A 24,645-nucleotide genomic window follows, 5' to 3' on the forward strand; every position below is an offset into this window, starting at 1 on the left:
CCCCTCAAGACTGCTTCAAGTTGCAAACCCTGATGTCTCTTTTTCGGAATTTTTCGTTTCATCCCGGCATCAGCTCCGGACGATTCCACTAGAAACATAAGCCTGACCCCTGAAAAACAGGCGGGAGTTTGCAGTTGAGTGATTTGGCGTCCTCTGGCGCGGGCGTTCATACGGTGATGCTTGATGCCCTTTGCGACGCGCTTGGCGCGGCGATCGTCGTTTACGACCGGAACGATCACATTATTTTCGCAAGCCGGAAACTCTTGAGCTTTTTTCCGCTGGAAGAGGCCGTCGTTGGCACGGGCGCACGGCTGCGCGACTATCTGAGCGCGCTTTACGATTGTTATCTGCTGGAGGCGGAAAGCCTCTCCGCCAATGCCCGTCCGCTCGGCCGGGAGGAATGGATCGGCGAGCGGCTGGCGCTGCACTGGAAGGAAAGATCGGAAAAAACCGAGAGGCTGAAGGGAGAACGCTTCCTGCGCTTCGTCATGAATCGCCTGCCGTCGGGCCTCGGCATCAGCGTGGTTGCGGATATTTCCGAACAGAAGAAGCGTGAAGAGCAATGGCGCATCGACCTCGAGCGCGTGCAGCTCATCGAGGATATTCTCGACAATCTGCCGTTTCCCGTGTTCGTCAAGGACCGGAACATGGCCTATGCCGCCGTCAACAAATCCGCCTGCGCTTTGGTCGAAACCAGCCCCGAGAGCATTCTCGGCCGCACCGTTTTCGATCTCCACTCGCGCAAGGTCGCCGGACGGATCGATATTGCCGATCGCATGGTGCTGGATAGCGGCACGCCGAGCGTCATCCCCGAAAGGGTGCGGCGGCTGAACGGCGAAGAGGTGCTGACCATCACCCGCAAGCAGCGTGTGGGCAGGCCCGGCCGATATTTCCTGGTAACGACGATGGAGGACGTGACTGCTCTCGCGACCATCGATGCCAACGGCATGCCCGTCATCCCCTCGCTCGAACATGTCCCTTTCGTCGCCTCCACTTACGGCAGGGATGAGGAAACGGATAAGCGCGGCGGGGTTTTAAAGAGCAAGGCGGTGCTGATCGTCTCTGAAAACGGACGCTTTGCGGAAGCCGCAGGTCGCCGGCTGACGGCTGGCGGCATGGACCATGCGGCGGTGACGAGCGAGGACGAGCAGCGCGCCTTCATCGATGTCGCGGCCTCCGCCGGTGTGAGCATCGATGTGGTCGTTGTCGACGCCCAGATGAGCGTCGCCTGCCTCGATATTGCCGCCGCGCATGATCTGCCCGTCGTCACCATCGAGGAAGAGGAAATAGACGCTTCGCTGCTGCATTATCTTGCGGCCGGGCTGCAATCGTCTCCGAAGGAGAAAACCGCCGACGAGGACTGGGAGATCATGACGGAGGATATTCCGGAAATCCTCAAGACCGGCGGTGTCTGCGATATACTTCTCGTCGAGGATAACAGGGTCAACCAGATCGTCTTTTCGCAGATACTCGAGGGCCTCGGGCTTTCCTGGCGGCTTGCCACCTCGGGCGAGGAAGCCCTGCGTCTCTTTGCCGAACAGCCGCCTTCCGCCGTCCTGCTCGACACGACGCTGGGCGATATCGACGGCTTCGAGGTCGCGCGCCGCATGCGCAGCCTTTGCGGCGAAAAGCACATTCCCATCGTCGGTGTCATCACCCACGCTTTCGAGGGAGATCTCGATAAATGCCGCGCGTCCGGCATGGACGACATGCTGCTGAAACCCGTCAGCCCGGATATGGTCGAGGCGGTTTTCCTGCGGCTTTTCGGCAAGGATGTCCTGCGGCTGCAGGCATGACGTAGCCTTTGTCAGGAGGCTATGGCTTTTTTAATACTTGCCCTGCATTGTGAGCGCGGTCGACACAGGATTCACGAGATGCAGGAATGAAACGGGCAGAGCCGCAAACGTTGCAGGTCAGCCAGAACGAGCTGCAGGCGATGGCCTACAGCGACCCGCTGACGGGGCTCGGCAACCGCTACCGTCTGCGGGACAAGATTCGCATGCTTGCCAGCGAGCGCTCCAGCGATCCGGCGCCTTTCACGGTCGGCATCGCCAATATAGACGGCTTCAAACCCATCAATGATCTGTTCGGCGTGCAGGCGGGCGATGAAATCCTGTGTCAGGTCGCGCACCGGCTGAAGGCCTGCATTCCCGATGGCGCGGTCGTGACGCGCCATGACGGCGACGAATTCGCCTTCGTGCTGCCGCTGGTGTTCGAGCGCACCGGTGCCGAGCGCATCGGCAACATGATCAAGGACGTGCTTTCGGCCCCTTACGATCTCGGCGACCGCAATGTCCGCCTGTCCTCCTCCTTCGGTTTCGCCATCTATCCCTTCGCCGGCGATGAATTCGAGGATTTACTGAAAAGCGCCGAGACGGCGCTCTATCGCTCCAAGAGACGTGGCCGCGGCCAGATCACGGTCTATTCGCGCGAGATCGCGCAGGAGATGAAGCGCGCCACGCAACTGGAACAGGCGCTCAGAAACGCCATCATAACCGATGCCATCGACGTGCATTTCCAGCCCATCGTCAGGCTGGAAGAGGCGAAAGTCATCGGTTTCGAGGCGTTGGCTCGCTGGAACGATCCCGATCTCGGTTTCGTATCGCCCGCCGTTTTCGTGCCGCTTGCCGAAGAGCGCGGTTTCATCGATGCGCTGTCGGAAGCTTTGCTCCGAAAGGCGGCGGAAGCGGCCCTGTTCTGGCCGCGTGAACTCTTCCTGTCCTTCAACCTCTCTTCCGCGCAATTGATGGACCCCAGCACGGCGGACAATATTCTCTCCATCCTCTCGCGTGTCGGCCTCGATCCGCACCGGCTGGAGCTTGAGATCACCGAAACGGCTGTGATGACTTCCGCCGATACCGCCCAGCGCATCATCAGCGAATTGCAGAGCGCCGGTGTTCGCATTTCGCTGGATGATTTCGGCACCGGCCAGTCGAGCCTCGGCCGCCTGCGCGATTTCACCTTCGACAAGGTGAAGATCGACCGCGCCTTCGTCTCGCGCATCAGCAGCGACCGCCCTTCCGAACATATCATCAAGGCCATCGTCGCCATGTGTGAAGGGCTCGATCTCGAGGTCGTGGCCGAAGGGATCGAAGAACGGGCGGAAGAGGAAAAGCTGCGCGCGCTCGGCTGCGCCATGGGGCAGGGCTATTTCTACGGCCGCCCCGCCGATGCCGCCGCGACCCAGCGCTATCTGCACGAGAATTACCGCGAGATATTGTCGGATATTTCCTGAAAACCGGTGACCATCGATCGGAGTCGAACTCACCAGCCCTCATTCCTGTGCTTGTCACAGGAATCCAGCCGACGCGCGTCTGCGCGGCGAAACGACTCCTTCCAGCCCAAGGACTTGGGCTGACTGGATTCCTGTGACAAGCACAGGAATGAGGGGTTCTGGAACGCCATTACATTTAGCGTTCCAGGCGCTGTTTTTCCGAACCCGCGCCTTAGAGCCTGTAAAGCGGCTCGAACCGACCCTTCACCTCAACCCCCAGCTCGAACGTCAACCCATGCTGCGGATTGGCGGCAATGGCGTCGTCGTCGAGATGTTCGCGCGCCGAGGTGACGAGAAGGCGCGATGCGTCGGGGCCGATGAAGGCGGGGCAGGTCGTCTGTCCGCCGGGCACCTCATATCGGGCGATGTGATTGCCGTCCGTATCGTAACGATCCACAGCGCCCACGCCCCAGCGGGCGTTCCAGATATGCCCTTCGGCATCGCAGACCGACCCGTCGATGCCGCCTTTGATACCGGTGGAATCGATGAAGACTTCAGCCTTGCCTGCGGGAAGGCCGGTCTCGGCATCGAGCGGCACCCGCATCAGCTTGTTCACCTTGGTATCGACGTAATATCCCGTCGCGCCATCGGGCGAGAAGCAGATCGAATTCGGAATGCTGATCTCGGCAAACAGCTTGGTCACGGTGCCCTTCGCGACATGATAGATGCTGCCCGCGCCGGTCTCCGCCTTGCGGCCCATGGTGCCGATCCACAGCGCGCCGGAAGGGTGCATACGCCCGTCATTGGAGCGGTTGCCGGGCAAATCCTTTTCCAGCTCCGCATGCAGCGTCAGCACGCCGGTTGCCGTGTCGCGCAGGAAAAGCCCGTCATCGGAGGCGATCAGCTGCTTGCTGTCGCTGACCTTGGCGAGCGCACTGCCCATGAAGGGCAAAGCGTGCACGGTCTTGCGGCGGGAGGCGAGATGCAGCTCATGCAGTTCCCGCTCGAGAATATTGAACCACCAGGCGGTGCCGGTCGCAGGATCGAAGGTCGGGCCTTCGCCGAGCAGCATCGGCGTCTCGTCCAGAACACGTCCGGCAAAGGGAAAAACAGTCGCCAAGCTCTTATCCTCCGATGGCTGCATCATAGGCTGAAAGTGTGACAGTGGCGCGTTCGCGCACCTCCGCTGCCGTCATGCCCGGCTTGTAAAGACTGGTGCCAAGCCCGAAAGCCACGATACCGGCCGAGGTATATTCAGCGAAATTCTTGTCCGAGACGCCGCCGACGGCGGCGATGACCAGATCCTTCGGCAGGATCGTCCGGATCGCATTGATGCCGGCGGGGCCGATGATGCTGGCGGGAAAGAATTTCAGCCCCGTCGCGCCGGCCTTCGCGGCCACCAGCGCCTCGGTGGGGGTCAGAACACCCGGCATCGTCACCATGCCCTTGACGCGCGCGGCAACGATCACATCGGCGTCGGCATTCGGGCTCACCATCAGCTTGCCGCCGGCCGCATCCAGCGAGGCCACGTCTTCCACGCTGAGCACGGTGCCAGCGCCGATCAGGCAATCGGCGGGCGCCATCTTCGCGGCGATCTCGATGGAGCGGAACGGATCGGGCGAGTTGAGCGGGATTTCAATGGCGCGGAAGCCGGTTTCGATCAGCGCGCCGACGACGCCTTCGGTTTCCTCGGGTTTCAGACCGCGCAGGATGGCGATCAGCGGATATTTGATGGAAGGGAAGGGAATACGCATGGTCGATCTTTCTTCTTATGGCCAGATGGCATTTGCAGCGGCCAGCAATCCGCGCCGCACGGCCTCGTCTGCATCGATGACCGTATAGTGGATATCAAGGGCGGTGAAGGCGCCTTCGTAAAGCGCGCCGAGCGCGCCGGAACCGATCAGCACCACCGGTGTCTCCCGCCGGGCGGTGGAATGCGCGCCGGCGATTTCCAGCCCGATCATGATGCCGGAAAGCTTGGCCTTGGCGTCGGTGGCGGTGAGGCCGTGTAGCAACTGGCCGGAGCGAAGGGTGAAGAAGCGATTGGTCGCAAGCTGCGGATTGGCGTAGATGTCGCGCACCGCGGCCGTGAAAGCCGCATGCTCGCCGGTAAAGGCTTCCGCCTCGGCCACCGCATGGGAAAGGATCGTCTGTTTCGAGACGACTTCGAAGAGTTCGCCGGTCATGAAAGTGGCGAAACCCGTGACGCCGCCATCCTTCACGGTCACCCATTTGGAATGAGTGCCGGGCATGCAGACGAGTTTTTCACCGGCGTCCGAGGAGGCGAGAGCGCCGAGCAATTGCGTTTCCTCGCCGCGCATGACATCGGGCGCGTTTTTATCCCGTTGCGCCAGCCCCGGCAAAATGCGCACATCCCGCGCCTGGCCCGGCACGCGAACCGCACCATCGAGAACCGCCGAAAGCGATGTCGGCACGTCAATATAACCCGCTTCGACCCAGCCCTGCCGCGCGCCTGCCATGCCGCAGACGAGAACCGGCAAACCTTCCGGCGCGCCGATGGCGTCGAGGTGCGATTGCAGCACATCGGCGAAACCGGTCCGCATGGCCGTGGTCATGCCTTCCGTGCTTCTGCGCTCCGCCAGCACCGCGCCCGATCGGCTCATGAGCCAGAGCCGGAAACTGGTCGTACCCCAGTCGACGGCGATGAAAGCGGGTTCGGACATTATAGGAGGCCTCCGTCTACGATTATGGATTGCGCCGTGATGGCGCCCGATGCCGATGATGCGAGAAACAGGCACGGGCCCGCCAGATCGGCGGCGACGAGCGTGCGTTTCAGACATTGCCGCGCGGTGGTGGCGGCAATGCCCTCATCCGTCAGCCATAGTTCCTTCTGCCGCTCCGTCACGATCATGCCGGGCAGCAGCGTGTTGACGCGGATATTTTCCGGCCCCAGCCGTCCGGCAAGGCTTTTCGTCAGCCCGATAATGCCGGCCTTGGCCGCCGCATAGGAGGGCAACTCGCCCATGTTGAGCAGAAACGAGATGGACGAAAAATTGACGATGGAGGCGTCCTTCGCCTGCCGCAGATAGGGCAGGGCTGCCTGAACCGTGAAGAACATCTGCTTGAGATTGACCGCCTGATTGGCGTCCCAATAGGCTTCCGTCACCGTGTCTATGTCGTGGCGGTCGTCCCAGGCGGCGTTGTTGACCAGCACCTTGATGCCGCCGGTGGCGGAGGCCGCGGCCTCCACCGTCTTTTCGATCGCCGCAATATCACGAAGGTCGGTCTTGAAGAAGTGGACTGGATGCGGCGCCGTTGTCGCAAGCCGCTTGACGAGCGCCAGGCTCGGCTCTTCGGCGATATCGATGAACGAAACCTTCGCGCCCTGCATCGCAAAGGCTTCCACCAGCGATGCCCCGATGCCGGAACCGCCGCCGGTGACGAGCACGCCCGCATCCTTGAGGTCCGGAAATTGGGCTTGCGTCATCGGCGTCATCTCGTCCATGAAAGGCTTGATTGTTCCATTATTTGGAACTAGATTTTACTAAATGGAATTATTCTCTTGGCGTCACGCTTATGTCAAGGCAGATGATGGTGGATGTTGCCATGCCCGATAATAAAAAGCCCAATGGGCAAAAGCCTTATGCGGTTCCGATGGCGCAACGGAAAGCCGGAGTTGACACTGGCACGCTCGGCAAGGCCGTCTCGCTGCTGGAGCTGATCGCCTTTGCTGAAAAACCGATGCGCTTTACCGATGTGGTCGAAGCCTGCGGCCAGCCGCGCGGCACGGTTCATCGTCAGCTCGCCCATCTTGTCGCCGAAGGCCTTGTCGATCACGCTGCCGATCAGACCTATGCCGTGGGGCTGAGGTTGCTGCAACTGGCCGCGAAAGCCTGGAGCGGCAACGACCTGCGCAGCGTCGCGGCCCCCCATCTGGCGGCCTTGCAAGAGGTGACGCAGGAGTCGGTGCATCTCGCCGTGCTGAACGGCAGACAGGTCACCTATCTCGACAAGATGGAGGGCCGGCATACATTGCGCATGCATTCGCAGGTGGGCAAAACCTCGCCAGCCTATTGCACCGGGGTGGGCAAGGCGGCGCTGTCGCTGCTCTCCGCCGACGATCTGGCGCAGCTGGCGGCGGAACTGGATTTTCATCGCTTCACGGAAAGCACGCTCACGACGCCGGAAGCGCTGATGGCAGAGGTGGCGACCATTCGCGACAACGGCTACGGGTTCGACCTTCAGGAGCACGAGATCGGAATTCACTGCGTCGCCGCGCCGGTCCGGGCGCCCGGCCGCAATTTTCGCGCGGCGATTTCCGTCACCGGTCCGGCCTATCGCGTGGATGCGGAACAGCTCCGCAAATGGGCCCCCCTGGTGCGCGAGACCGCCGACAGGATTTCCGACGATCTTGCCTGCAGATTATCCCCGGTTGCGGATGGTTGAAGAAAACAGCGCTCGCAGTCCCTGGATTTTCCCGTGCGGAACCGTCGGCCATGCACCCATTCTTATGCGTTCGATATTATTTTCGACTATTCTGAATTAAGTTTTCAACTTTTGTTTGCATGAATCGTTTTGGTGAGTAACATCCGCAACAATTTCCGGGCAAGGGCAGGCCTTTGCGGCGGCATTTTCTCATTCTCGAAGAACAGCTTTGATGCAGAAAACAGAGACGGCCGCCGTTCAGTCGATTGGTGTTGATTGCGTTCGCGAGATCGCCGATCTCAACACGCAATTCGATATATTCCGGTTTCTGAAACGGCTGACGGAGGCCTGGGAATTCAAGGCTTTCATGGTGCTCGACCTGTCTTCGGAAGTGGCGAGCGAACTGTCGCAATATACGATCATCACCAGCTGGCCGGCCGAGCTTCTGCAGCGTTACGATGAAGAGGGCATGCTCCAGACCAGCCGGGTGATGGCGCAGTTGAAAAAATCGACCGTCCCCTTTTCCGTCTCCATGGATTTTCTGGTCAGAGGCGACGGAGAAATCGCCAAGAAAACCGTGATCAACCTTTTCGAACGGTTCGAGATGATCAATTCGGTCTGGTTTCCCGTTCACGACATCACCATGCGACGGGGCGCGGTATCCTTTTCCGGCAACAAGACGGCTGTGCCCGCCAGCCGGCTTGCGGAGCTTTTTTACATTTCCAGCCATGTCTTTGCCCGGCTGTCTGAAATCCGTCGCCTCGATCTCAGGGTTCCCGAAACTTTGAGCGAGCGGGAGATCGACTGCCTGAACTGGACCGCCGCCGGCAAGACCAGCGCCGAAATCGCTGAAATCATGATGCTGTCGGAACATACCATCAATCATTACCTGAACCGCGCGACGAAAAAACTCGACACGGTCAACCGCACCCAGGCCGTCGCAAAAGCGCTGCGGGTCGGCCTGATAAAATAGCGAAATCTTAATTTTATCATTGTGATAAACCGCTTCCTGGGCGATCCTCTTTTCGAATCACCGGAAAGGAGAAATCGTTTGCCGGAACGGCATAAGGTAAAAGCAGGATTTTCTCCGACTATCGATTGCGCCGTGCTGATAGCCGCTGCCGAAAAAGGCTTTGCTGCCGATGAAGGCATAGAACTCGAACTTTTCCGAAAACAGTCCGCCCGCGCCGTGCTTGCGGCGCTTGGCGAGGATGGCGTTCACGTCGCGCATCTGCCCGCTCCGGTTCCCGTCGGCTCCGCTGTCGGCCTCGACGATCTGCCGGCCGATATTGTCGGCGTTTTCACGCTTTCCCTCGGTGGATCGGCGACGACCGTTTCTCACGGATTTTATGACGAACTCTACCGCGAAGGGCTGAAGCTGCCGGACCCGGCGGCTTTTGGACGCGCCATGGCCCGTGTCTGCGCCGCGCGCCGGGCGGCGGGCGGAAATCCGCCGGTCTTTGCGGTCGAGGATATCGTCTCCACGCCGTTTTATGTGCTGCGTTACCTGCTCGGAAGCTGCGGCGTGCTGCTCGGCCGGGATATGGAAATCGTCGAGGCCCTGCCGAAGGCGATGCCGGCGCTCCTGGAAAGCGGCAAGGTCGATGCGCTCTGTACCGCCGAACCGGCGGGCAGCGCCGTGGTGCTCGGCGGCGCCGGCCGGATCGTCACCACCGGGGCGTTGATCTGGCACAATGCGCCGGAAAAGATACTGGCTACGAAGAAGCGCTGGGCGGAGGATAATCCCGCCCTTCTCGAAGGGCTGTTGCGTGCCCTTTACCGTGCCGGCGAATGGTGCGCCAATGCCGCCAATATCGAGGAACTGGCCGGCATCCTCGCCGCCCCTCAATATATGGATGAGAATGGCGAATTCCTGCTGCCGGCGCTGACGGGCTATATTTCCACCTCGCAGAAGGACATGCAGCGTTTTCAGGAGTTTTTCGTGACCAGCGCCAAGGCCGCCAATTTTCCCTGGCAGAGCCAGGCCCTGTGGTTCTTCAGCCAGATGTTGCGCTGGGGCGAGGTTTCCGCCGATTACCGGTTCGATCCCGCCGTGGTGGAGGCGGCCCGCAACGCCTACCGGCCGGATATTTTCCGCAAGGCGATGAAGCCGCTTTTCGCGCCGGTGCCGGGTGCTAATCTGAAGCTCGAAGGCACGCTGCGCGAGCCTGTTCATGTCGGCGCATCCCGCACGGGTCTGGTGCTCGGCCCCGACTGTTTTTTCGACGGCCATGTTTTCGATCCGGAAACGCTCGAGATGGACGACGAAATCTGAAACCGCAGCGTTAAATCGTCGCGAATGCCTGACTGTCGCGCTTTGGCATTGGCGAAGCGCTCCGGCTTGTCTATGGATGGCACGCAATACCCGGTCGGATGATGAAGCGGAGCAGGAATATGGCAGAGGTCAGCAGGAGCCAGGTGGAAAAGGCGCTGGAAGCGGTGATCTATCCCGGCAGCGGCAAGAGCATCGTCGCACTCGGCATGGTCTCGGAAATCTTTATCGCCGATGCGAAGGCCTATTTCTCGATCACTGTCCCGGCCGACAAGGCTGCGGAGATGGAGCCGTTGCGGCTTGCCGCCGAACAGGCGGCCAAAAGCGTGGAAGGTATCGTCGGCGCGGTCGTGGCGCTAACGGCCGACCGCAAGCCCGGCCAGCAGCAACCCGCACCCGCCGCGCGCCCCGCCGCCGCAACCGGCCGGCCGGCCCAACAGCCCGGCTCGTCGAAGGTCGGCGTACCGGGTGTGCGGGCCATCATCGCCGTCGCCTCGGGCAAGGGCGGGGTGGGCAAATCGACCACCGCGGTCAATCTGGCGCTCGGCCTCCAGTCGCTCGGCCTCCAGGTCGGCATGCTCGATGCCGATATTTATGGCCCCTCGTTGCCGCGACTGCTGAAAATTTCCGGCCGCCCGCAGCAGCAGGAAGACCGCATCATCCTTCCCATGGAAAATTACGGGCTGAAGGTCATGTCCATGGGCTTTCTGGTGGATGAGGAAGCCGCGATGATCTGGCGCGGGCCGATGGTGCAGTCCGCCCTCATGCAGATGCTGCGCGAAGTGGCCTGGGGCGAACTGGATGTGCTGGTGCTGGACATGCCGCCCGGCACGGGCGATGCGCAGCTTACCATCGCCCAGCAGGTGCCGCTCGCCGGCGCCGTCATCGTTTCCACGCCGCAGGATCTGGCGCTGATCGACGCACGCAAGGGCATCACCATGTTCCGCAAGGTGGAGGTTCCGCTCCTCGGCGTCATCGAGAATATGAGCTATTTCATCGCGCCCGATACCGGCGCGCGCTACGATATTTTCGGCCATGGCGGCGCGAAGGCCGAAGCTGAAAGGATCGGCGTACCCTTCCTCGGCGAAGTGCCGCTCACCATCTCCATCCGCGAAATGTCGGACGCCGGAACGCCGGTCGTCGCCGCCGAGCCCGATGGCCCGCAGGCCGCGATCTATCGCGATATTGCCGAAAAAGTCTGGGCGCGCATCGGTGCGGGCGAGAGAAAAGCGGCGCCGAAGATCGTTTTCGAATAGCGCGGCAATCATGGACGGAAAATCGGGCAGGTGTCTGCCCGCTTTTAATAATCCTTTGAAAACAGAAGATTAATCGCCAACATCGAGCAGGCTTTCCGGATTTGAACTGCAGAAATGCTTCGCCTGCAATGCTGTCGAGAAAAAATATTGCTTGATTGCATCTCGCTTTGGGCGCATACGCCTGCGCCGTTTGGCTCTTGGTCCATCGGGCTGGCGAGATTGTGAAAATCCCGCTCGTTCCGGCGTTCCCTGAAGTGTCGTCCAAGGGTTTGCCGAGCGCAAACAGGATATGTTAAGCAGCATTGCGGCTGAAGCCTGCAATGTGGAGCGGAGAAACGGATTGATAAAAGCCTATCGCGCCAATTGCGAGGCGATCAGCCTGTCGTCAGACGACGGCTCCGGACAGATTCCCGACGACATCGTCTGGATCGATCTCGTCAATCCGGACAGGGCGGAAGAGCAGCATGTGGAAAAGCTGCTGGGGCTCGATCTGCCCACCCGCGAAGATCTGAAGGATATCGAACCCTCCAGCCGGCTTTATATGGAAGACGGCAATGTCTTCATGACCGCCTCCCTGGTGTGGAAGGCGGATTCGGACGATCCCCGTCTCACCGACGTCGCCTTCATCCTTGCCGGCAAGCGTCTGGTGACGATCCGTTACGCCGAGCCGAAATCCTTCCATCTCTTCATTGCCGCCATCACCCGCGTTCCGCACGAGATGCGCAGCGGCGCGGCGCTGCTCCTCAAGCTGCTGGAAACCATCGTCGACCGCACGGCGGAGATTCTCGAAAACTCGGTTACGGGGATCGACAATCTCGCCGCCGACATTCTCGGCAGCCAGGCTCGTTCCAAACGCAAGGCGCCGCGCTATCTCGAAGACCGCCTCGGCAACATCGCCGCCTATCACCGGCTGATATCGAAGGTCCGCGTGAGCCTTGCATCTCTGGCGCGCCTTCAGACCTTTCTGTCCACCAGCGATCAGGTGCGCGAAGACAAGGGCGCGCGGGAGCAGGGCAAGTCGATCGGCCGCGATATTCAGTCGCTGAACGAACATGCCTCCTTCGTTTCCGGCAATCTGACCTTCCTGCTGGACGCCTCGCTTGGTATCATCAACATCGAGCAGAACGGCATCATCAAGATTTTTTCCATCGCTTCGGTGGTGTTCCTGCCGCCGACGCTGGTGGCCTCTGTCTACGGAATGAACTTTCAGCTCATGCCGGAGTTGAACTGGACATTCGGTTATCCGCTCGCGCTCGTCATCATGCTGATGTCCGCCATCATCCCGTTTCTCTTTTTTCGTTGGAAGGGCTGGCTCTGAGGAGCCAGGATCATCATGTCCCAGATCGCTGACAAGGATGTTGCCGAGAAACCGGATGCGGATGACGAGCACAAGAACAAGGGGCTTTACGCCGCGATCCTTGGTTCCATCGGCGTCGTCTATGGCGATATCGGCACCAGCCCGCTCTACGCCTTCCGCGAGGCCCTGCGGCCCATCGCCTATGATGGCGTGACGCAGGAAGAAGTCATCGGCCTCACATCGCTGATGATCTGGTCTTTGACCATCATCGTCACCTTCAAATACATTACCCTGCTGCTGCGCGCCGACAATGACGGCGAGGGTGGCACGCTGTCGCTGCTGGCGCTGCTGATGAAGACGGCAGGCACCCATCGCGGCGTTCTCATCGTGCTAGGCCTCATCGGTGCGGCGCTGTTTCTGGGCGATGCCATGATCACCCCGGCGCTTTCGGTGCTTTCGGCGGTGGAGGGTCTGAAGCTCGTCACGCCGGAAATGGACGCCTTCATCATCCCGATTTCCGTCGGCATTCTCATCGGCCTTTTCGCCATCCAGTCCCACGGCACGGGCACGGTGGCGAAATTCTTCGGGCCGATCACCGCCGTCTGGTTCATCGTCATGGGTCTGGCCGGTCTCCTCCACATCGCCGATGATTTCAGCATCCTCTTCGCCTTCAACCCGTGGCACGCGGTGGAGTTTCTGGCCAATGAAGGCTTCTACGGCATCGTTGTGCTTGGCGCGGTTTTCCTGACGATCACCGGAGCGGAAGCGCTTTACGCCGATCTCGGCCATTTCGGCCGCCGTCCCATCCAGTGGGCGTGGTTCTGTCTGGTTTTCCCGGCATTGACGCTGAATTATCTCGGGCAGGGCGCGCTGGTGCTGAAAGACCCGGCGGCGATGTCCAATCCCTTCTACCTGATGTTCCCGCAATGGGCGATCCTGCCGGCCGTCATTCTGGCGACCGCCGCCACCATCATCGCCAGCCAGGCGGTCATAACCGGCGCGTTTTCGCTTGTGCGCCAGGCGATCCATCTCGGCTATCTGCCGCGCATGGAAATCCTCTTCACCTCGGAAACCAATACGGGGCAGATTTACCTGCCGGCCGTCAACACCATCCTGCTGTTCGGCGTCGTGGCGCTGGTGCTCACCTTCAAGAGTTCGGATGCGCTGGCCACCGCCTACGGTATTTCCGTCACCGGCGCGATGGTCGTCACCAGCCTGATGTTCTTCGAATTCGTGCGCAAGCGCTGGCAGTGGTCGGTCTGGCTGGCAATTGCCGTTCTGGCCCCGCTTCTGGCGCTGGAGCTGATCTTCCTCGGTGCGAACCTCCTGAAGATTCACGATGGCGGTTATGTGCCGGTGCTGCTGGCAATCGCCTTCACCGTCATCATGACCACCTGGCAGCGCGGTTCGAGAATCCTCTTCGCCAAGACCCGTCGCATCGATGTGCCGCTGAAGGCTTTCATCGCCTCGGTGGAAAAGGAAAGCGCCCATGCGCCGGTGCGCGTGCCCGGCACGGCCATCTTCCTCACCGGCGATCCGGAAGCGGCGCCGGCCGCACTGCTGCACAATCTCAAGCATAACCACGTCCTTCACGACAAGAACGTCATTCTGACGATCCGCACCGAAGATCAGCCCCGCGTTCATCCTGCAGATCGTTATACGCTGACGAAGATGAGCGAACGTTTTGTCGTGGTCGAACTGCATTTCGGCTTCATGGAAACCCAGAACGTCACCCAGGCGCTGGGCTATCTCCGGCGCACCGGCTACAAGTTCGACATCATGTCGACCTCGTTTTATCTCGGCCGCCGCAAGCTGGTGCCGGATCCGAAATCGGGCATGCCGGGCTGGCAGAACCGCCTGTTCATCGCGCTCGCCGAAACCGCCGCTGATCCCTCGGATTACTTCCGCTTGCCGGCAAACCGCGTGGTGGAACTGGGCTCGCACGTCGTGGTCTGAGCATTAGAAAGTGGTTACACATTAACGTGAAGCCGCGTCCGTGCGCGGCGTTAACCAAGCATCAAGGTTAATAAGAGATTCTCGAACACCTGTAGCAAATATGGTTGTCGGTGTTCGGAGTGCTGGTTTTGCGTTCGAAAAGAGTAATGCGTCGTCGGTCCCCCGTGTCCTTTCAGGGTTGGGCGTCAAAATGGACCTCGCCCGTCGTCTTCGGCCTTGCCGCCTGGCTCGTTTTTCCCTCCCTCGCCGCGCGCGCGGATCTCGCTTCGCTGCTGGCCGGTCTGGATAATGGCGGTGAGCAATGGCGCATGGTGCTGACGGCCTCTCCGGCGGGCTCGGTGCACAATGCCTCGCTCACCTTCAACGATGCCGCAGGGGAGGCGGCGCTGCAGGGCGGCGGCATGACCCTGCCCAATGGCAGCAAGGTCGCCTTCGTCACCAACAAGAAGGGCGAGGCAACGACGCCCGACAGCGAGCGCGTCAATCGCGCCGCCAAGAAGGGCCGTATCGTCGCCACCGAAATCATGCAGCCGCCCAAAGCCTTCACCGCCGGTTCCGTCCTGCAACGCACCAGCATGCTGGATATCGAGCCGCTGAAGCGCAAGGACCGCACCGCTTTCGTCAAGCCGAAGCGCGGCAAGGACGTGGAACTTGCCTCCTTCTATTTCCGTCGTGAGGAAAAGAAGATCGACAAGAGCGTCTCGCCGATGCTGGCGGAGCTCGTCACCAACCGTACACCTGACATTCTTGCGACGGCTTACGCACCCGCCGCCCCGGATTTCGCCCGCGAGTCGCCGTTTGACGCCATTCTCAAAAAGCCGGACGCGGGCCGTTTCGTGCCGAAGATCAGCGCCGATGACCACGCATGGGCCGCAACCCCGCTGCCGGCCGAGGTGTTTTCCGCGGCCGAGCAGCAATGCCTGGCATCCGGGATTTACTTCGAAGCGCGCGGAGAATCGGTGAAGGGACAGGCGGCGGTCGCACAGGTCATCCTTAACCGCGTGCGCAACCCCTCCTATCCGAAAACCATCTGCGGCGTGGTTTACCAGAACAAGGACTGGCGTAACCGCTGCCAATTTTCCTTCGCCTGCGACAATATCAAGGACCGCGTGAATTCCGAGCGCCACTGGAAGATGGCGCGCGAGGTGGCGATGGCCACCACCGCCGGCAAAATCTGGTTGAACGAAGTGGGTTCGGCCACCCATTATCACGCCGTTTACGTGCGTCCCGCCTGGGGCAAGTCCATGAAGAAGGTCGGCAGAATCGGATTGCACGTCTTTTACCGTACCTATGGTGGCGGCTGGAGCTGATACCACCGCCGATTTGTCGCATTTTGCGTGTCAAAAATGCCGATTCCTTTGCGAAACATCGCGGTCAAACGGCGATTTGAGGTCAAGCTGTTGTTTTTGCGTGATTAATTTGTGCTGCAACAACCGTCGCCAGTGCCTTGACTAGAGAAGCCCCTAAAACTATGTTGCGCGCGACTTCAGAGCGGGCTGGAACAGGCTTAATCCGTCACCGTTTACAACTCCAAAGGGTTCTGGCATGGCTGGAACGGAGAAAATGGGTGGGATTTTAAGATGACGGGCAACCGTGACGATAGTCTGGACGAGCGCCGCAAGCGCCTTGCTGACGAGTTGGCGAAGGTGAAGGCGGAGGATGAGGTGGAAGTGAGGGCGGAGACCAACGCTGCGGAAAGCCGGAAGGGCTTTGCGATGGCGGTTAAGCTCTCATCGGAGTTCATTTCGGCCATCGTGGTCGGCGCTATGCTGGGTTATCTTCTGGACTATTTTGCCGGCACGACGCCGTGGGGGATGATCGTTCTTCTTCTTCTCGGTTTCTGCGCAGGCGTATTGAATGTGTTGCGCTCGACCGGCGCGGTGGCCAAGCCGCCGCTGCTGGAAAAGGCGGACAGGCGAGACGAGGGTGGAAAAGGCGGCGTTTAAGCTGTTTTTTCTTGCAGTTGAGATGCCGCGACAGGCGGCGACAGGTAAAGAGGGCAGCCGGTGGCAAACGATCCGACCCATCAGTTCTTGGTGCAGCCGATCATTCCGATCGAAATTGGCGGCGTCGATTTTTCCTTCACCAATGCGTCGCTCTTCATGGTCGCGACCGTGGCTGCGGCTTCCGGTTTCCTTTATTTCGCAACGTCGAACCGCGGTCTGATCCCGACCCGCATGCAGTCCGTCGCTGAAATGTCCTATGAATTCATCGCCTCCATGCTGCGCGAAGGCGCCGGCAAGAAGGGCATGGTATTCTTCCCCTTCGTATTCTCGCTGTTCATGTTCGTGCTGACGGCCAATCTTCTCGGCATGTTCCCGTATTTCTTCACGGTCACCAGCCAGATCATCGTCACCTTTGCGCTCGCCTGCCTCGTCATCGGCACGGTCCTGGTTTACGGTTTCTGGAAACATGGCCTGCATTTCTTCGGCATCTTCGCCCCCTCGGGCGTGCCCAAGGCGCTTTTGCCGCTTGTGGCGTCGATTGAAATGATCTCGTTCCTGTCGCGCCCGATCAGCCTTTCGGTTCGTCTCTTTGCGAACATGCTGGCCGGCCACATCACGCTCAAGGTTTTCGCAGGCTTCGTCGCCTCCATGAGCGCGCTCGGCGCGCTCGGTGTCGGCGGTGCAGTCCTGCCTCTCATCATGACGGTCGCCATGACCGCTCTCGAATTTCTCGTTGCCTTCCTGCAGGCTTATGTCTTCGCGGTACTGACTTGCATGTACCTGAACGACGCCGTGCATGGTGGTCACTGAGAAGTAAAGTCGCTGGCCCCGGCAACGGGCGTCAAAAACAGCCGCAACAACCAATATCTCAAGGAGTCTCACATGGAAGCGGAAGCAGCAAAGTACATCGGCGCAGGTCTCGCATGCCTCGGCATGGCTGGTACGTCCCTCGCACTCGGCCGTATCTTCGGTGATTACCTGTCCGGCGCACTGCGCAACCCCTCTGCTGCCGACAGCCAGTTCGGCCGTCTGGTATTCGGCTTCGCCGTTACGGAAGCTCTGGGCATCTTCTCGCTGCTCGTTGCTCTCCTTCTCCTGTTCGCTGTTTAATATCGGCATCAGGTCTGGATCACGGCCCGCAAATGGCGTGCCGTGATCCTTCGCATTTGCAGTACCCCTGGAGGTGAGCATGTTCGTGACCGAGGCTTATGCCCAGTCAGCACCGACCGTAGGTGAAACGCATACGGAAACTCCGGCTGTCGGCCAGCCGCAACCGGAAGCCACGCACACGGAAACCGGTGTGGCGCACGGCGCCGAACACGGCGCTTCCGGCGTATTCCCGCCGTTCGACCAGTCTACTTATGCATCGCAGGTTCTCTGGCTGGCGATCACGTTCGGCCTTTTCTACCTGCTCATGCAGAAGGTCATCGTTCCGCGCGTCGGCGGCATTCTCGAAAACCGTCACGGACGCATCGCACAGGATCTCGATGAAGCGGCACGGCTGAAAAGCGAAGCCGACGCTGCCGTCGAAACCTATGAAAAAGAACTCGCGGCAGCTCGCGCCAAGGCAGGCTCCATCGGCGCTGCGGCCCGTGACGCCGCAAAGGCGAAGGCCGATGCCGACCGCGCCGCTATCGAAGCCGGTCTTGCCGAAAAGCTTGCCGCCGCCGAAAAGCGCATTGCCGGCATCAAGGAACAGGCATTCGCCGATGTCGGCGCAATCGCCGAAGAAACCGCGACCGCCATCGTCGACCAGCTGGTCGGCGCCAAGGTCAAGGACACGGACGTCAAGGCAGCGATTGCCGCCGCTTCGAACGTGAAGGGAGCCTGATATGGCATTTGATGCATCATTTTTCGCTCTCGTCGGTCTCGTCCTCTTCTTCGTTCTGGTCGCCTATCTCAAGGTTCCCGGCATGCTCGCCAAGTCTCTGGACGAGCGCGCCCAGAACATTCAGGACGAGTTGGCCGAAGCCAAGCGCCTGCGCGAAGAGGCCCAGCACCTGCTGGCCGAATATCAGCGCAAGCGCAAGGAAGCCGAGGCGGAAGCCGCAGGTATCGTTGCCGCCGCCGAGCGCGAGGCCGCAGCCCTGACGGAAGAAGCCAAGCAGAAGACGGAAGAATTCGTCGCCCGCCGCACGGCCCTTTCGGAACAGAAGATCAAGCAGGCCGAAGACGACGCCATCGGCGCCGTCCGCGCCGCCGCCGTGGATATCGCCATTGCCGCTTCCGAGAAGCTCATTGCCGAAAAGACCACCGCCGCCGCAAAGGCCAAGCTTTTCACCGCCACGATCGGCGAAGTGAAGTCGAAGCTGAACTGAGATTTATCTCGGACTGTTCAAAGCCCCTCCGGCGCAAGCCGTGAGGGGTTTTTTGTTTGAGGTGGAAAAGGCTGGTTCGGGATATGGTGCCGCCTGTACTATGGAAATGCGGCATGCGCTCCAGCAGGCGTCCCTCGGAGGTGGCGGTGATTGGCTTTATTGTTTTTGGCGCTGAATGTCGGATTGCGCTTCCGCTTTGCGCCAGAAGCGGACGGATGAAGTGTGCATCGCCTGATTGCCGCGGCGCCGAAAGCGAAGGCGGCCCTCCCATACCTGGCGCAGCATTTTCCAAGGGTCGACCGTCAGCAGTGTGGGCTAAGCCGCCGTTCGTCTAATCGTTCAGACTCTTTAGAACTTGTTGGTAGAACGCGCCTTGTGCATTCTCAGCAGTAGACCTTACGATCCATTCCCAATCCAAATTCAGTTTTCCTAGCGGGACCAGTTGCTGCGCGATCTCAACCGGTGTGGTCTCGTCGCTGGTTCCGTTCTCCCAGTCGTGAAAGGCCGATGAGTATCGAACGACCGCTCCGCTGATCGGCAAATCCAGCAACCCTCCCTCGGCAAAAAAACTCAACCCGTCGCCCATTTCTTCGCCGATGAGTTTGAGCCTACGTCCCAAACGATGTTTGAGGATGGCTACAAACACTATCGCTGCGGAAAACGTGAATTTGTCGACAAGCACAGCAACCTGCCCGCCTGCGTTTTCAGAGATGGCGTCGATCAAGGGCATCGTTTGAAGGAAGTCGCCACCGGTGTTTCCGCGAACGTCAATCAAGAGTTTTTTGTTCGAGCAGGTGCTTACATGCTCCGCTGCACCAGCGATGGCTTCCGGCAACGCAGTTTCGCCTGGATCGAAGAAACTTGGCAATGATATTGAAAGCCCAAGCCCCTGCCAGTCCTTGATCTCCACAAATCTCTCGGGCTTCCAGGCCGGATCAGCCTTGCCATGCTCGTTTCTCGGGTAGAGCATCGATGCAGGAACCGTATGCCCGTTCTCCACTTTCAAATCGGTTATTCGCCCATTCTCGTCTTTCACGCGATATTCAGTCGTATTCTCTTTTGAAGAAAAACCGAGGTGGGCCAATGCATACGGCCATGCCAGAAGAATCGGTCCGATGACCCGTTTCCTCTGGCGCGTTCCCGCCAGAAATTTCTCTGCGGCGGCTGCAATTTGGCCCAAAGGTGTGCCGTTGACTGCTATCAGCTCTCCTCTTGGGGTAGTTGTTTCCAGTGCCGTGTCAGTTAACTGCACCACCGTCCCGACGCTCACAAACCTCAGCGGGAGTACCGCGATGGAATCGTTCGGGATCAGCCGTGTGTGTCCGTTGTCGGGAAGTGCGAGCAGGCGCATCGCGGAGAACAGAAAGGCCTCTTTGGAGCCCTCCAAAGCGTATCGTCGAGTGTCACAGATGCAGCTGTCTATCGTCGCCTGTTCGATCCGCCGAAAGCTGGGATCGGTTGGCAGGACAGTTTCCAGAATTTTCTCGAGGTCTTGCGTCAGGGACATGATTTACGGTGCGCATAGTTGCTCGTCGATGTCCAGATCGGGTCGATAGCGGAGGTTCTCGTTGGAACTCCATTACTTGTCATCAATCCCGCTTCAGCGGCCTGAAGCTCATCCGGTGTAGCGGGCAGGGCCCGTGGTTTTCGATGGCGCGCAGGTGGGCCGGCGTGCCGTAACCGGCGTGACCTTCAAAACCGTAGGATGTGTGCACCACACCCGCGCGTTCCATCATTCGGTCGCGTGTCACCTTGGCGATGATCGAGGCGGCGGCGATGGAGAGGGAGCGGGAATCGCCCTTGATGACGGCTTTGGCCTCGCAGGCGATGCCGGGCGGGCGGTCGCGGCCATCGGCCAGCACGAGGGCAGGGGAGATTTCGAGACCGAGCACGGCGCGGCGCATGGCGTCGAGACTGGCCCGCAGAATATTCATGCTGTCGATCAGGCCGGGGCCGGAAGAGGCGACGGATACGATCGAGGTTTCCATGATCTGTACGAACAGGCTTTCCCGTTTCTGCTTCGTCAGCTTCTTGGAATCGTCCATCCCCTTGGGAATATTGTCCGGATCGAGAATGACGGCTGCCGCAACCACCGGTCCGGCCAGAGGTCCCCGGCCTGCCTCATCCGTGCCGGCCACGGGCCAGAGGCCCTTCTTTTTCGCTTCCAGTTCGAAGGAAAAATCGGGGCCGGTATCGGCAAGATCAAAAAGAGCAGGAGAATCGGGTGTGGCCGTGCGTTTCATGCGGCGAAACTGGCACACACACCCGATCTCCTGCAAGCCCCCGGAAGCGGGCGATGACAGGCGCGGTGAGCCGGGGTCAAGGGGCGTGGCACACCGTGCCCCGAAGGTCATCATGACCTTTGATCCTCCAACGGGGCGGCGGAGGAAAAACGATCGCACGCGAGGCGGCGGTTCCGGGGGCGATGTCCGGCGGGCCAGGGAAAACCCGCCGGGCATTTCGTGGGAGTGTGGCCGGTCTAAAAAAGAGGCCGCCGCTCCCTGTCATATTCTGCCTGATATCGCCGCACGTTCCGTATGGTGCTTCGATCAGGCGGAGTTGTTTTCAGCATCGGTCTTTCAAAGCAGCGACAATTGCACGCCTGCACCGCCCGGCGGCACGAAGAGATCGTCGCGCAGGTGGATGCCGCGACGGATGAGGCCGAGCCTTTTTGTCGCCATCTCGAAGCGCCTGCCGATCTGCCAGGCATAGGGGCCGGCGCCCTTCATGCGTTTTCCAAATTCCGCGTCGTAGTCCTTGCCGTCGCGCATGGAGCGCACCAGCGACATGACATGACGGTAGCGGTCCGGATAGTTGCGCAGCAGCCAGTCGCGGAACAACGGGCTCACCTCCAGCGGCAGGCGCAAAAGCACATAAGACGCTTCGGTGGCACCGGCGGCCTTGCCGGCCTCGAGAATACGCTCGATCTCATGATCGTTGAGCGCCGGAATGACAGGCGCCATCATAACGGCCACGGGAATGCCGGCCTCGCTCAGCGCCTTGACGGCTTCCAGTCGCTTCTCCGGCGTGGCGGCGCGCGGCTCCATGTTGCGCGCGAGCTTCCGGTCCAGCGTGGTGACGGAAATACCGACCTTGGCGAGCCCCTTTTTGGCCATGGGCGCCAGAATGTCTATATCCCGCTTGATCAGCGCCGATTTGGTGACGATGGCGACGGGATGATCGGCCTTGGCCAGCACTTCCAGTATCTGCCGCATGATGCGCCATTCGCGCTCGATCGGCTGATAGGGATCGGTATTGGTGCCGATGGCGATCACCCGCGGCTTGTAGCCCGGCTTCGCAAGTTCCCGTTCCAGCAGCTTTGCCGCATCCGGCTTGGCGAAGAGCTTGGCTTCGAAATCCAGCCCGGCGGAAAGCCCCATATAGCTGTGCGTAGGGCGCGCAAAACAATAGATGCAGCCATGTTCGCAGCCGCGATAGGGATTGATGGAACGGTCGAAGGGGATATCGGGCGATTCATTGCGGGTGATGATGCTGCGCGGCTTTTCCACCTGCACCTCGGTGCGGAATTCCGGCATGTCCTCGAGAGTCTGCCAGCCATCGTCGAAAACCTCGTGCTGCAGGGTCTCGAAGCGTCCATCCGGGTTCAGCCCGGCGCCACGGCCGCGACGACGGTCGATCTCGATGCGCAGGCCGGATGCATCGGCCAACGCATTGGCAATATCCGGCATATGGCTCGGCTGGAAGGCAGCCTGCCCCGAAAGCGTATGGTTTCTCATCTGGATGCTCCCAGGACGCCGCACGCCTCTCAAGGCACGCTCAACGCCCTAAATCGTTTCCGTCCGGACAGGCTTTCAACCGCCTTCCGAATGATTAAATTCCTACATCAGGAATGAGAACAATACAAGAACAAAATTGCACATTCGGCTCGTTCTCCAGAGATGGATGTGACCGCGACAGGCACGGCCACGTCAGGAGACCGTGCGGCCGGTGGGCATGGACAGCCTTGGATTTTACAGCGATGAGCATAGTGGCAATTTATTGTGCGATGCGTTAGAGCTATGCAGATGTTGACAGTCATAATGGAATGCCGGGATCACGAGCCGGAACTGGCGCACACATTGTCTGCGCTTGTAACCGGGGCCGTGGAAGGGCTTGTAAGCGATGTTGTGATTCTCGATCACGGTTCGCGCGATGGATCGTCGCGCGTCGCCGATGCCGCCGGCTGCCGTTTTTATGGGCAGTGGGACATCGAAGACGTGGTGAAGTCCGCACGCGGCGGCTGGCTGCTTCTGATCGAACCGGGCGCGCGCCCGCAGGCGGGCTGGATCGACGAGATTCTCGAATATGTGGCGATCTGCGCGCAGCCGGCGCGTTTCTCGCCCTCGCGCTATCACCGGCGCAATGTCTTCAGCCGTATGCTGCGGCGTATTCCGCCATTGGAACACGGATATCTTCTGCCAAAGAAGCATGCCGTGTCGATTGCGAAATCGGGCATGAGCCTGACGCAATTTGTCGGCGCGCAGAAACCGCGCCGGCTGAATGCGGAAATGGTGCCCGCCTGGGCGCTGCGGGCCTCGGCCTAACCTCGGGGCCGCTTTACCCGGCCAGAACCTTGCCGGGGTTCATGATGCCGGCGGGGTCGAAAGCGTGCTTGATGCGCCGCATAAGTTCCATTTCGATGCCGGGGCGGATGGCGGCCAGTTCGTCGCGCTTCAACTGCCCGATGCCGTGTTCGGCCGAAATGGACCCGCCGAGCGACAGCACGATGCCATGCACGATCTCGTTCATGTCCCGCCAGCGGCCAATGAATTCGGCCTTGTCGGCACCCACCGGCTGGGAAATATTGTAGTGAATATTGCCGTCGCCCAGATGCCCGAAGGCGCAGACGCGGGCGCCGGGTATGGCGGCAAGAACCGCCTTTTCCGCCGTCGCCATGAATTCCGGTATTTTCGACACGGGAACAGAAACATCGTGCTTGATGGAGCCGCCTTCGGGTTTCTGCGCCTCCGACATGCTCTCGCGCATGTGCCAGAGCGCCTGCCGCTGCGCTTCGGACGCGGCGATCACCGCATCCTGAACCAGCCCGACCTCAAAACCGCGCTCCAGCAGCGATTGCATCATGCTATCCGCCGTTTCGGCCGAGTCGGAGGTGGAAATATCGATGAGCGCGTACCAGTCATGCGGCTGTTCCAGGGGATCGCGCACGCCGGGAATATGCCGGGCGGTGAATTCGACGCCGATTCGCGGCATGAGTTCGAAACCGGTGAGCGCCGTGCCGCAAAGGTTGGAGGCCATCTCGAACAGCTTCAGCGCGTCTTCGGTGGAGGCAAGACCGGCAAAAGCCACCTGATGGCCGAGCGGTTTCGGGAAGAGCTTCAGCACCGCGCCGGTGATGACGCCAAGCGTGCCTTCGGAGCCGATGAAGAGATCGCGCAGATCGTAACCCGTATTGTCCTTTTTCAGCCGTCGCAGCCCGTTCCAGATTTCGCCGGTCGGCAGCACCACTTCCAGCCCAAGGCAGAGCTGGCGCATGTTGCCATAGGCGAGCACGGCCGTGCCGCCGGCATTGGTGGCGAGATTGCCGCCGATGCGGCAGGAACCCTGCGAGCCGAGCGACAGCGGGAACATCCGCTCCACGGAATCGGCAGCCTTGTGGATGTCATCGAGAATGCAGCCGGCATCGGCGACGATGATATTGGCGACCGGATCGATATCGCGAATGCGGTTCATGCGCTCCAGCGACAGGATGATGTCCGTTCCATCAGCGCGCGGTGTCTGGCCGCCCACGAGGCCGGTATTGCCGGTCTGCGGCACGATGGGGGTGCCGGTCTCGCTGGCGAGCTTCAGGATGGCGGCAACTTCTTCAACCGAACCGGGCTTGATGAGCAGCGGCGAGGCGCCGCGATAAAGCCCACGATTTTCCACGAGGCGCGGCGCCATTTCCGCCGGGTCGCGGACCGCGTTCTTTTCGCCGACAATGGCGGCAAAGCGGTCGAGGATGTCGGAGGAGGGGATGGCGGTGGTCGTCATGGGCGGCGT

General features: G+C 60.5%; 23 protein-coding genes. 15 read left to right on the forward strand and 8 right to left on the reverse strand.

Annotation, left to right across the window (positions count from 1 at the left end; translation table 11 throughout):
- The first annotated feature begins 176 nt into the window (after nucleotides 1-176).
- Both FGF54_RS01930 and FGF54_RS01935 read left to right on the forward strand, forming a co-directional pair.
- Nucleotides 177-1,796 carry a response regulator gene (locus FGF54_RS01930; RefSeq protein ID WP_168208115.1) on the forward strand — a complete coding sequence of 540 codons (1,620 nt, stop codon included), beginning with the start codon at nucleotides 177-179 and terminating at the stop codon, nucleotides 1,794-1,796.
- A gap of 86 nt (nucleotides 1,797-1,882) precedes the next feature.
- Entirely contained in the window at nucleotides 1,883-3,235 is a 1,353-nt protein-coding gene (locus tag FGF54_RS01935; RefSeq protein ID WP_003521030.1) for a bifunctional diguanylate cyclase/phosphodiesterase, read from the forward strand.
- A gap of 211 nt (nucleotides 3,236-3,446) precedes the next feature.
- On the opposite strand, the gene FGF54_RS01940 is transcribed toward FGF54_RS01935, so the two are convergent.
- From FGF54_RS01940 to FGF54_RS01955, 4 genes are read right to left on the reverse strand one after another with little or no spacing between them, the layout of a single operon-like run.
- Complete coding sequence (locus FGF54_RS01940) at nucleotides 3,447-4,334, reverse strand: SMP-30/gluconolactonase/LRE family protein (RefSeq protein WP_142778782.1); 888 nt, start codon at nucleotides 4,332-4,334, stop codon at nucleotides 3,447-3,449.
- Between the two features lie 4 nt (nucleotides 4,335-4,338).
- Nucleotides 4,339-4,968, reverse strand: coding sequence for a 2-dehydro-3-deoxy-6-phosphogalactonate aldolase (locus FGF54_RS01945; RefSeq protein WP_003521032.1), 630 nt, complete (start codon nucleotides 4,966-4,968; stop codon nucleotides 4,339-4,341).
- A gap of 15 nt (nucleotides 4,969-4,983) precedes the next feature.
- Nucleotides 4,984-5,898 (reverse strand): 2-dehydro-3-deoxygalactonokinase, encoded by a 915-nt coding sequence (locus tag FGF54_RS01950; protein ID WP_020809272.1) that lies wholly within the window; start codon nucleotides 5,896-5,898, stop codon nucleotides 4,984-4,986.
- Nucleotides 5,898-6,680 (reverse strand): SDR family NAD(P)-dependent oxidoreductase, encoded by a 783-nt coding sequence (locus tag FGF54_RS01955; protein ID WP_168207970.1) that lies wholly within the window; start codon nucleotides 6,678-6,680, stop codon nucleotides 5,898-5,900. The genes FGF54_RS01950 and FGF54_RS01955 overlap by 1 nt, the downstream gene beginning before the upstream one ends.
- Before the next feature lie 71 nt (nucleotides 6,681-6,751).
- On the opposite strand from FGF54_RS01955, the gene FGF54_RS01960 reads away from it, so the two are divergent.
- The 12 genes from FGF54_RS01960 to FGF54_RS02015 all read left to right on the forward strand — a co-directional run bounded on the left by FGF54_RS01960 (nucleotide 6,752) and on the right by FGF54_RS02015 (nucleotide 18,645).
- On the forward strand, nucleotides 6,752-7,621 hold the full coding sequence (locus FGF54_RS01960; protein ID WP_168207971.1) for an IclR family transcriptional regulator: 870 nt from the start codon (nucleotides 6,752-6,754) through the stop codon (nucleotides 7,619-7,621).
- Between the two features lie 211 nt (nucleotides 7,622-7,832).
- A complete protein-coding gene (locus FGF54_RS01965) occupies nucleotides 7,833-8,573 on the forward strand; it encodes an autoinducer binding domain-containing protein (RefSeq protein WP_020809269.1) in 741 nt (246 codons plus the stop codon).
- A 78-nt stretch (nucleotides 8,574-8,651) separates the two neighbouring features.
- Nucleotides 8,652-9,875 carry a CmpA/NrtA family ABC transporter substrate-binding protein gene (locus FGF54_RS01970; protein ID WP_142778786.1) on the forward strand — a complete coding sequence of 408 codons (1,224 nt, stop codon included), beginning with the start codon at nucleotides 8,652-8,654 and terminating at the stop codon, nucleotides 9,873-9,875.
- A gap of 119 nt (nucleotides 9,876-9,994) precedes the next feature.
- Nucleotides 9,995-11,128, forward strand: coding sequence for an Mrp/NBP35 family ATP-binding protein (locus FGF54_RS01975; protein WP_142778788.1), 1,134 nt, complete (start codon nucleotides 9,995-9,997; stop codon nucleotides 11,126-11,128).
- Nucleotides 11,129-11,468: 340 nt separating this feature from the next.
- The gene (locus FGF54_RS01980; RefSeq protein ID WP_059760778.1) at nucleotides 11,469-12,446 is read left to right on the forward strand and encodes a magnesium transporter CorA family protein; all 978 of its coding nucleotides are present in this window, start codon (nucleotides 11,469-11,471) and stop codon (nucleotides 12,444-12,446) included.
- Between the two features lie 15 nt (nucleotides 12,447-12,461).
- Entirely contained in the window at nucleotides 12,462-14,381 is a 1,920-nt protein-coding gene (locus FGF54_RS01985) for a potassium transporter Kup (RefSeq protein ID WP_003521042.1), read from the forward strand.
- Between the two features lie 146 nt (nucleotides 14,382-14,527).
- Nucleotides 14,528-15,691 (forward strand): cell wall hydrolase, encoded by a 1,164-nt coding sequence (locus FGF54_RS01990; RefSeq protein ID WP_168207972.1) that lies wholly within the window; start codon nucleotides 14,528-14,530, stop codon nucleotides 15,689-15,691.
- Between the two features lie 270 nt (nucleotides 15,692-15,961).
- Nucleotides 15,962-16,327 carry an AtpZ/AtpI family protein gene (locus tag FGF54_RS01995; RefSeq protein WP_142778791.1) on the forward strand — a complete coding sequence of 122 codons (366 nt, stop codon included), beginning with the start codon at nucleotides 15,962-15,964 and terminating at the stop codon, nucleotides 16,325-16,327.
- Nucleotides 16,328-16,387: 60 nt separating this feature from the next.
- Nucleotides 16,388-17,137 (forward strand): F0F1 ATP synthase subunit A, encoded by a 750-nt coding sequence (locus FGF54_RS02000; protein ID WP_003521045.1) that lies wholly within the window; start codon nucleotides 16,388-16,390, stop codon nucleotides 17,135-17,137.
- A gap of 72 nt (nucleotides 17,138-17,209) precedes the next feature.
- Complete coding sequence (locus FGF54_RS02005) at nucleotides 17,210-17,437, forward strand: F0F1 ATP synthase subunit C (RefSeq protein WP_003494147.1); 228 nt, start codon at nucleotides 17,210-17,212, stop codon at nucleotides 17,435-17,437.
- Between the two features lie 79 nt (nucleotides 17,438-17,516).
- A complete protein-coding gene (locus tag FGF54_RS02010; protein ID WP_059760786.1) occupies nucleotides 17,517-18,158 on the forward strand; it encodes a F0F1 ATP synthase subunit B in 642 nt (213 codons plus the stop codon).
- Between the two features lies 1 nt (nucleotide 18,159).
- Entirely contained in the window at nucleotides 18,160-18,645 is a 486-nt protein-coding gene (locus FGF54_RS02015) for a F0F1 ATP synthase subunit B (protein WP_020810758.1), read from the forward strand.
- 331 nt (nucleotides 18,646-18,976) lie between these two features.
- Here the strand turns inward: FGF54_RS02015 and FGF54_RS02020 are convergent, their stop codons facing one another.
- From FGF54_RS02020 to FGF54_RS02030, 3 genes are all read right to left on the reverse strand, one after another.
- The gene (locus FGF54_RS02020) at nucleotides 18,977-20,152 is read right to left on the reverse strand and encodes a peptidase S41 (RefSeq protein ID WP_142778792.1); all 1,176 of its coding nucleotides are present in this window, start codon (nucleotides 20,150-20,152) and stop codon (nucleotides 18,977-18,979) included.
- 82 nt (nucleotides 20,153-20,234) lie between these two features.
- Nucleotides 20,235-20,906, reverse strand: coding sequence for a ribonuclease HII (locus FGF54_RS02025; RefSeq protein ID WP_168207973.1), 672 nt, complete (start codon nucleotides 20,904-20,906; stop codon nucleotides 20,235-20,237).
- Between the two features lie 318 nt (nucleotides 20,907-21,224).
- Nucleotides 21,225-22,382: a PA0069 family radical SAM protein gene (locus FGF54_RS02030; RefSeq protein ID WP_168207974.1), complete on the reverse strand. Its 1,158-nt coding sequence runs from the start codon at nucleotides 22,380-22,382 to the stop codon at nucleotides 21,225-21,227.
- Between the two features lie 288 nt (nucleotides 22,383-22,670).
- Here FGF54_RS02030 and FGF54_RS02035 point away from each other — a divergent pair, with 288 nt between their 5' ends.
- Nucleotides 22,671-23,189, forward strand: a complete 519-nt coding sequence (locus tag FGF54_RS02035) for a hypothetical protein (RefSeq protein ID WP_003521054.1) — start codon at nucleotides 22,671-22,673, stop codon at nucleotides 23,187-23,189.
- Nucleotides 23,190-23,202: 13 nt separating this feature from the next.
- On the opposite strand, the gene FGF54_RS02040 is transcribed toward FGF54_RS02035, so the two are convergent.
- A complete protein-coding gene (locus tag FGF54_RS02040; RefSeq protein WP_142778793.1) occupies nucleotides 23,203-24,636 on the reverse strand; it encodes an FAD-binding oxidoreductase in 1,434 nt (477 codons plus the stop codon).
- Between the last annotated feature and the right edge of the window lie 9 nt (nucleotides 24,637-24,645).

This window comes from Agrobacterium sp. T29 (assembly GCF_006970545.1).
In the GTDB taxonomy this organism is placed as follows: Bacteria; Pseudomonadota; Alphaproteobacteria; order Rhizobiales; family Rhizobiaceae; genus Agrobacterium; species Agrobacterium leguminum.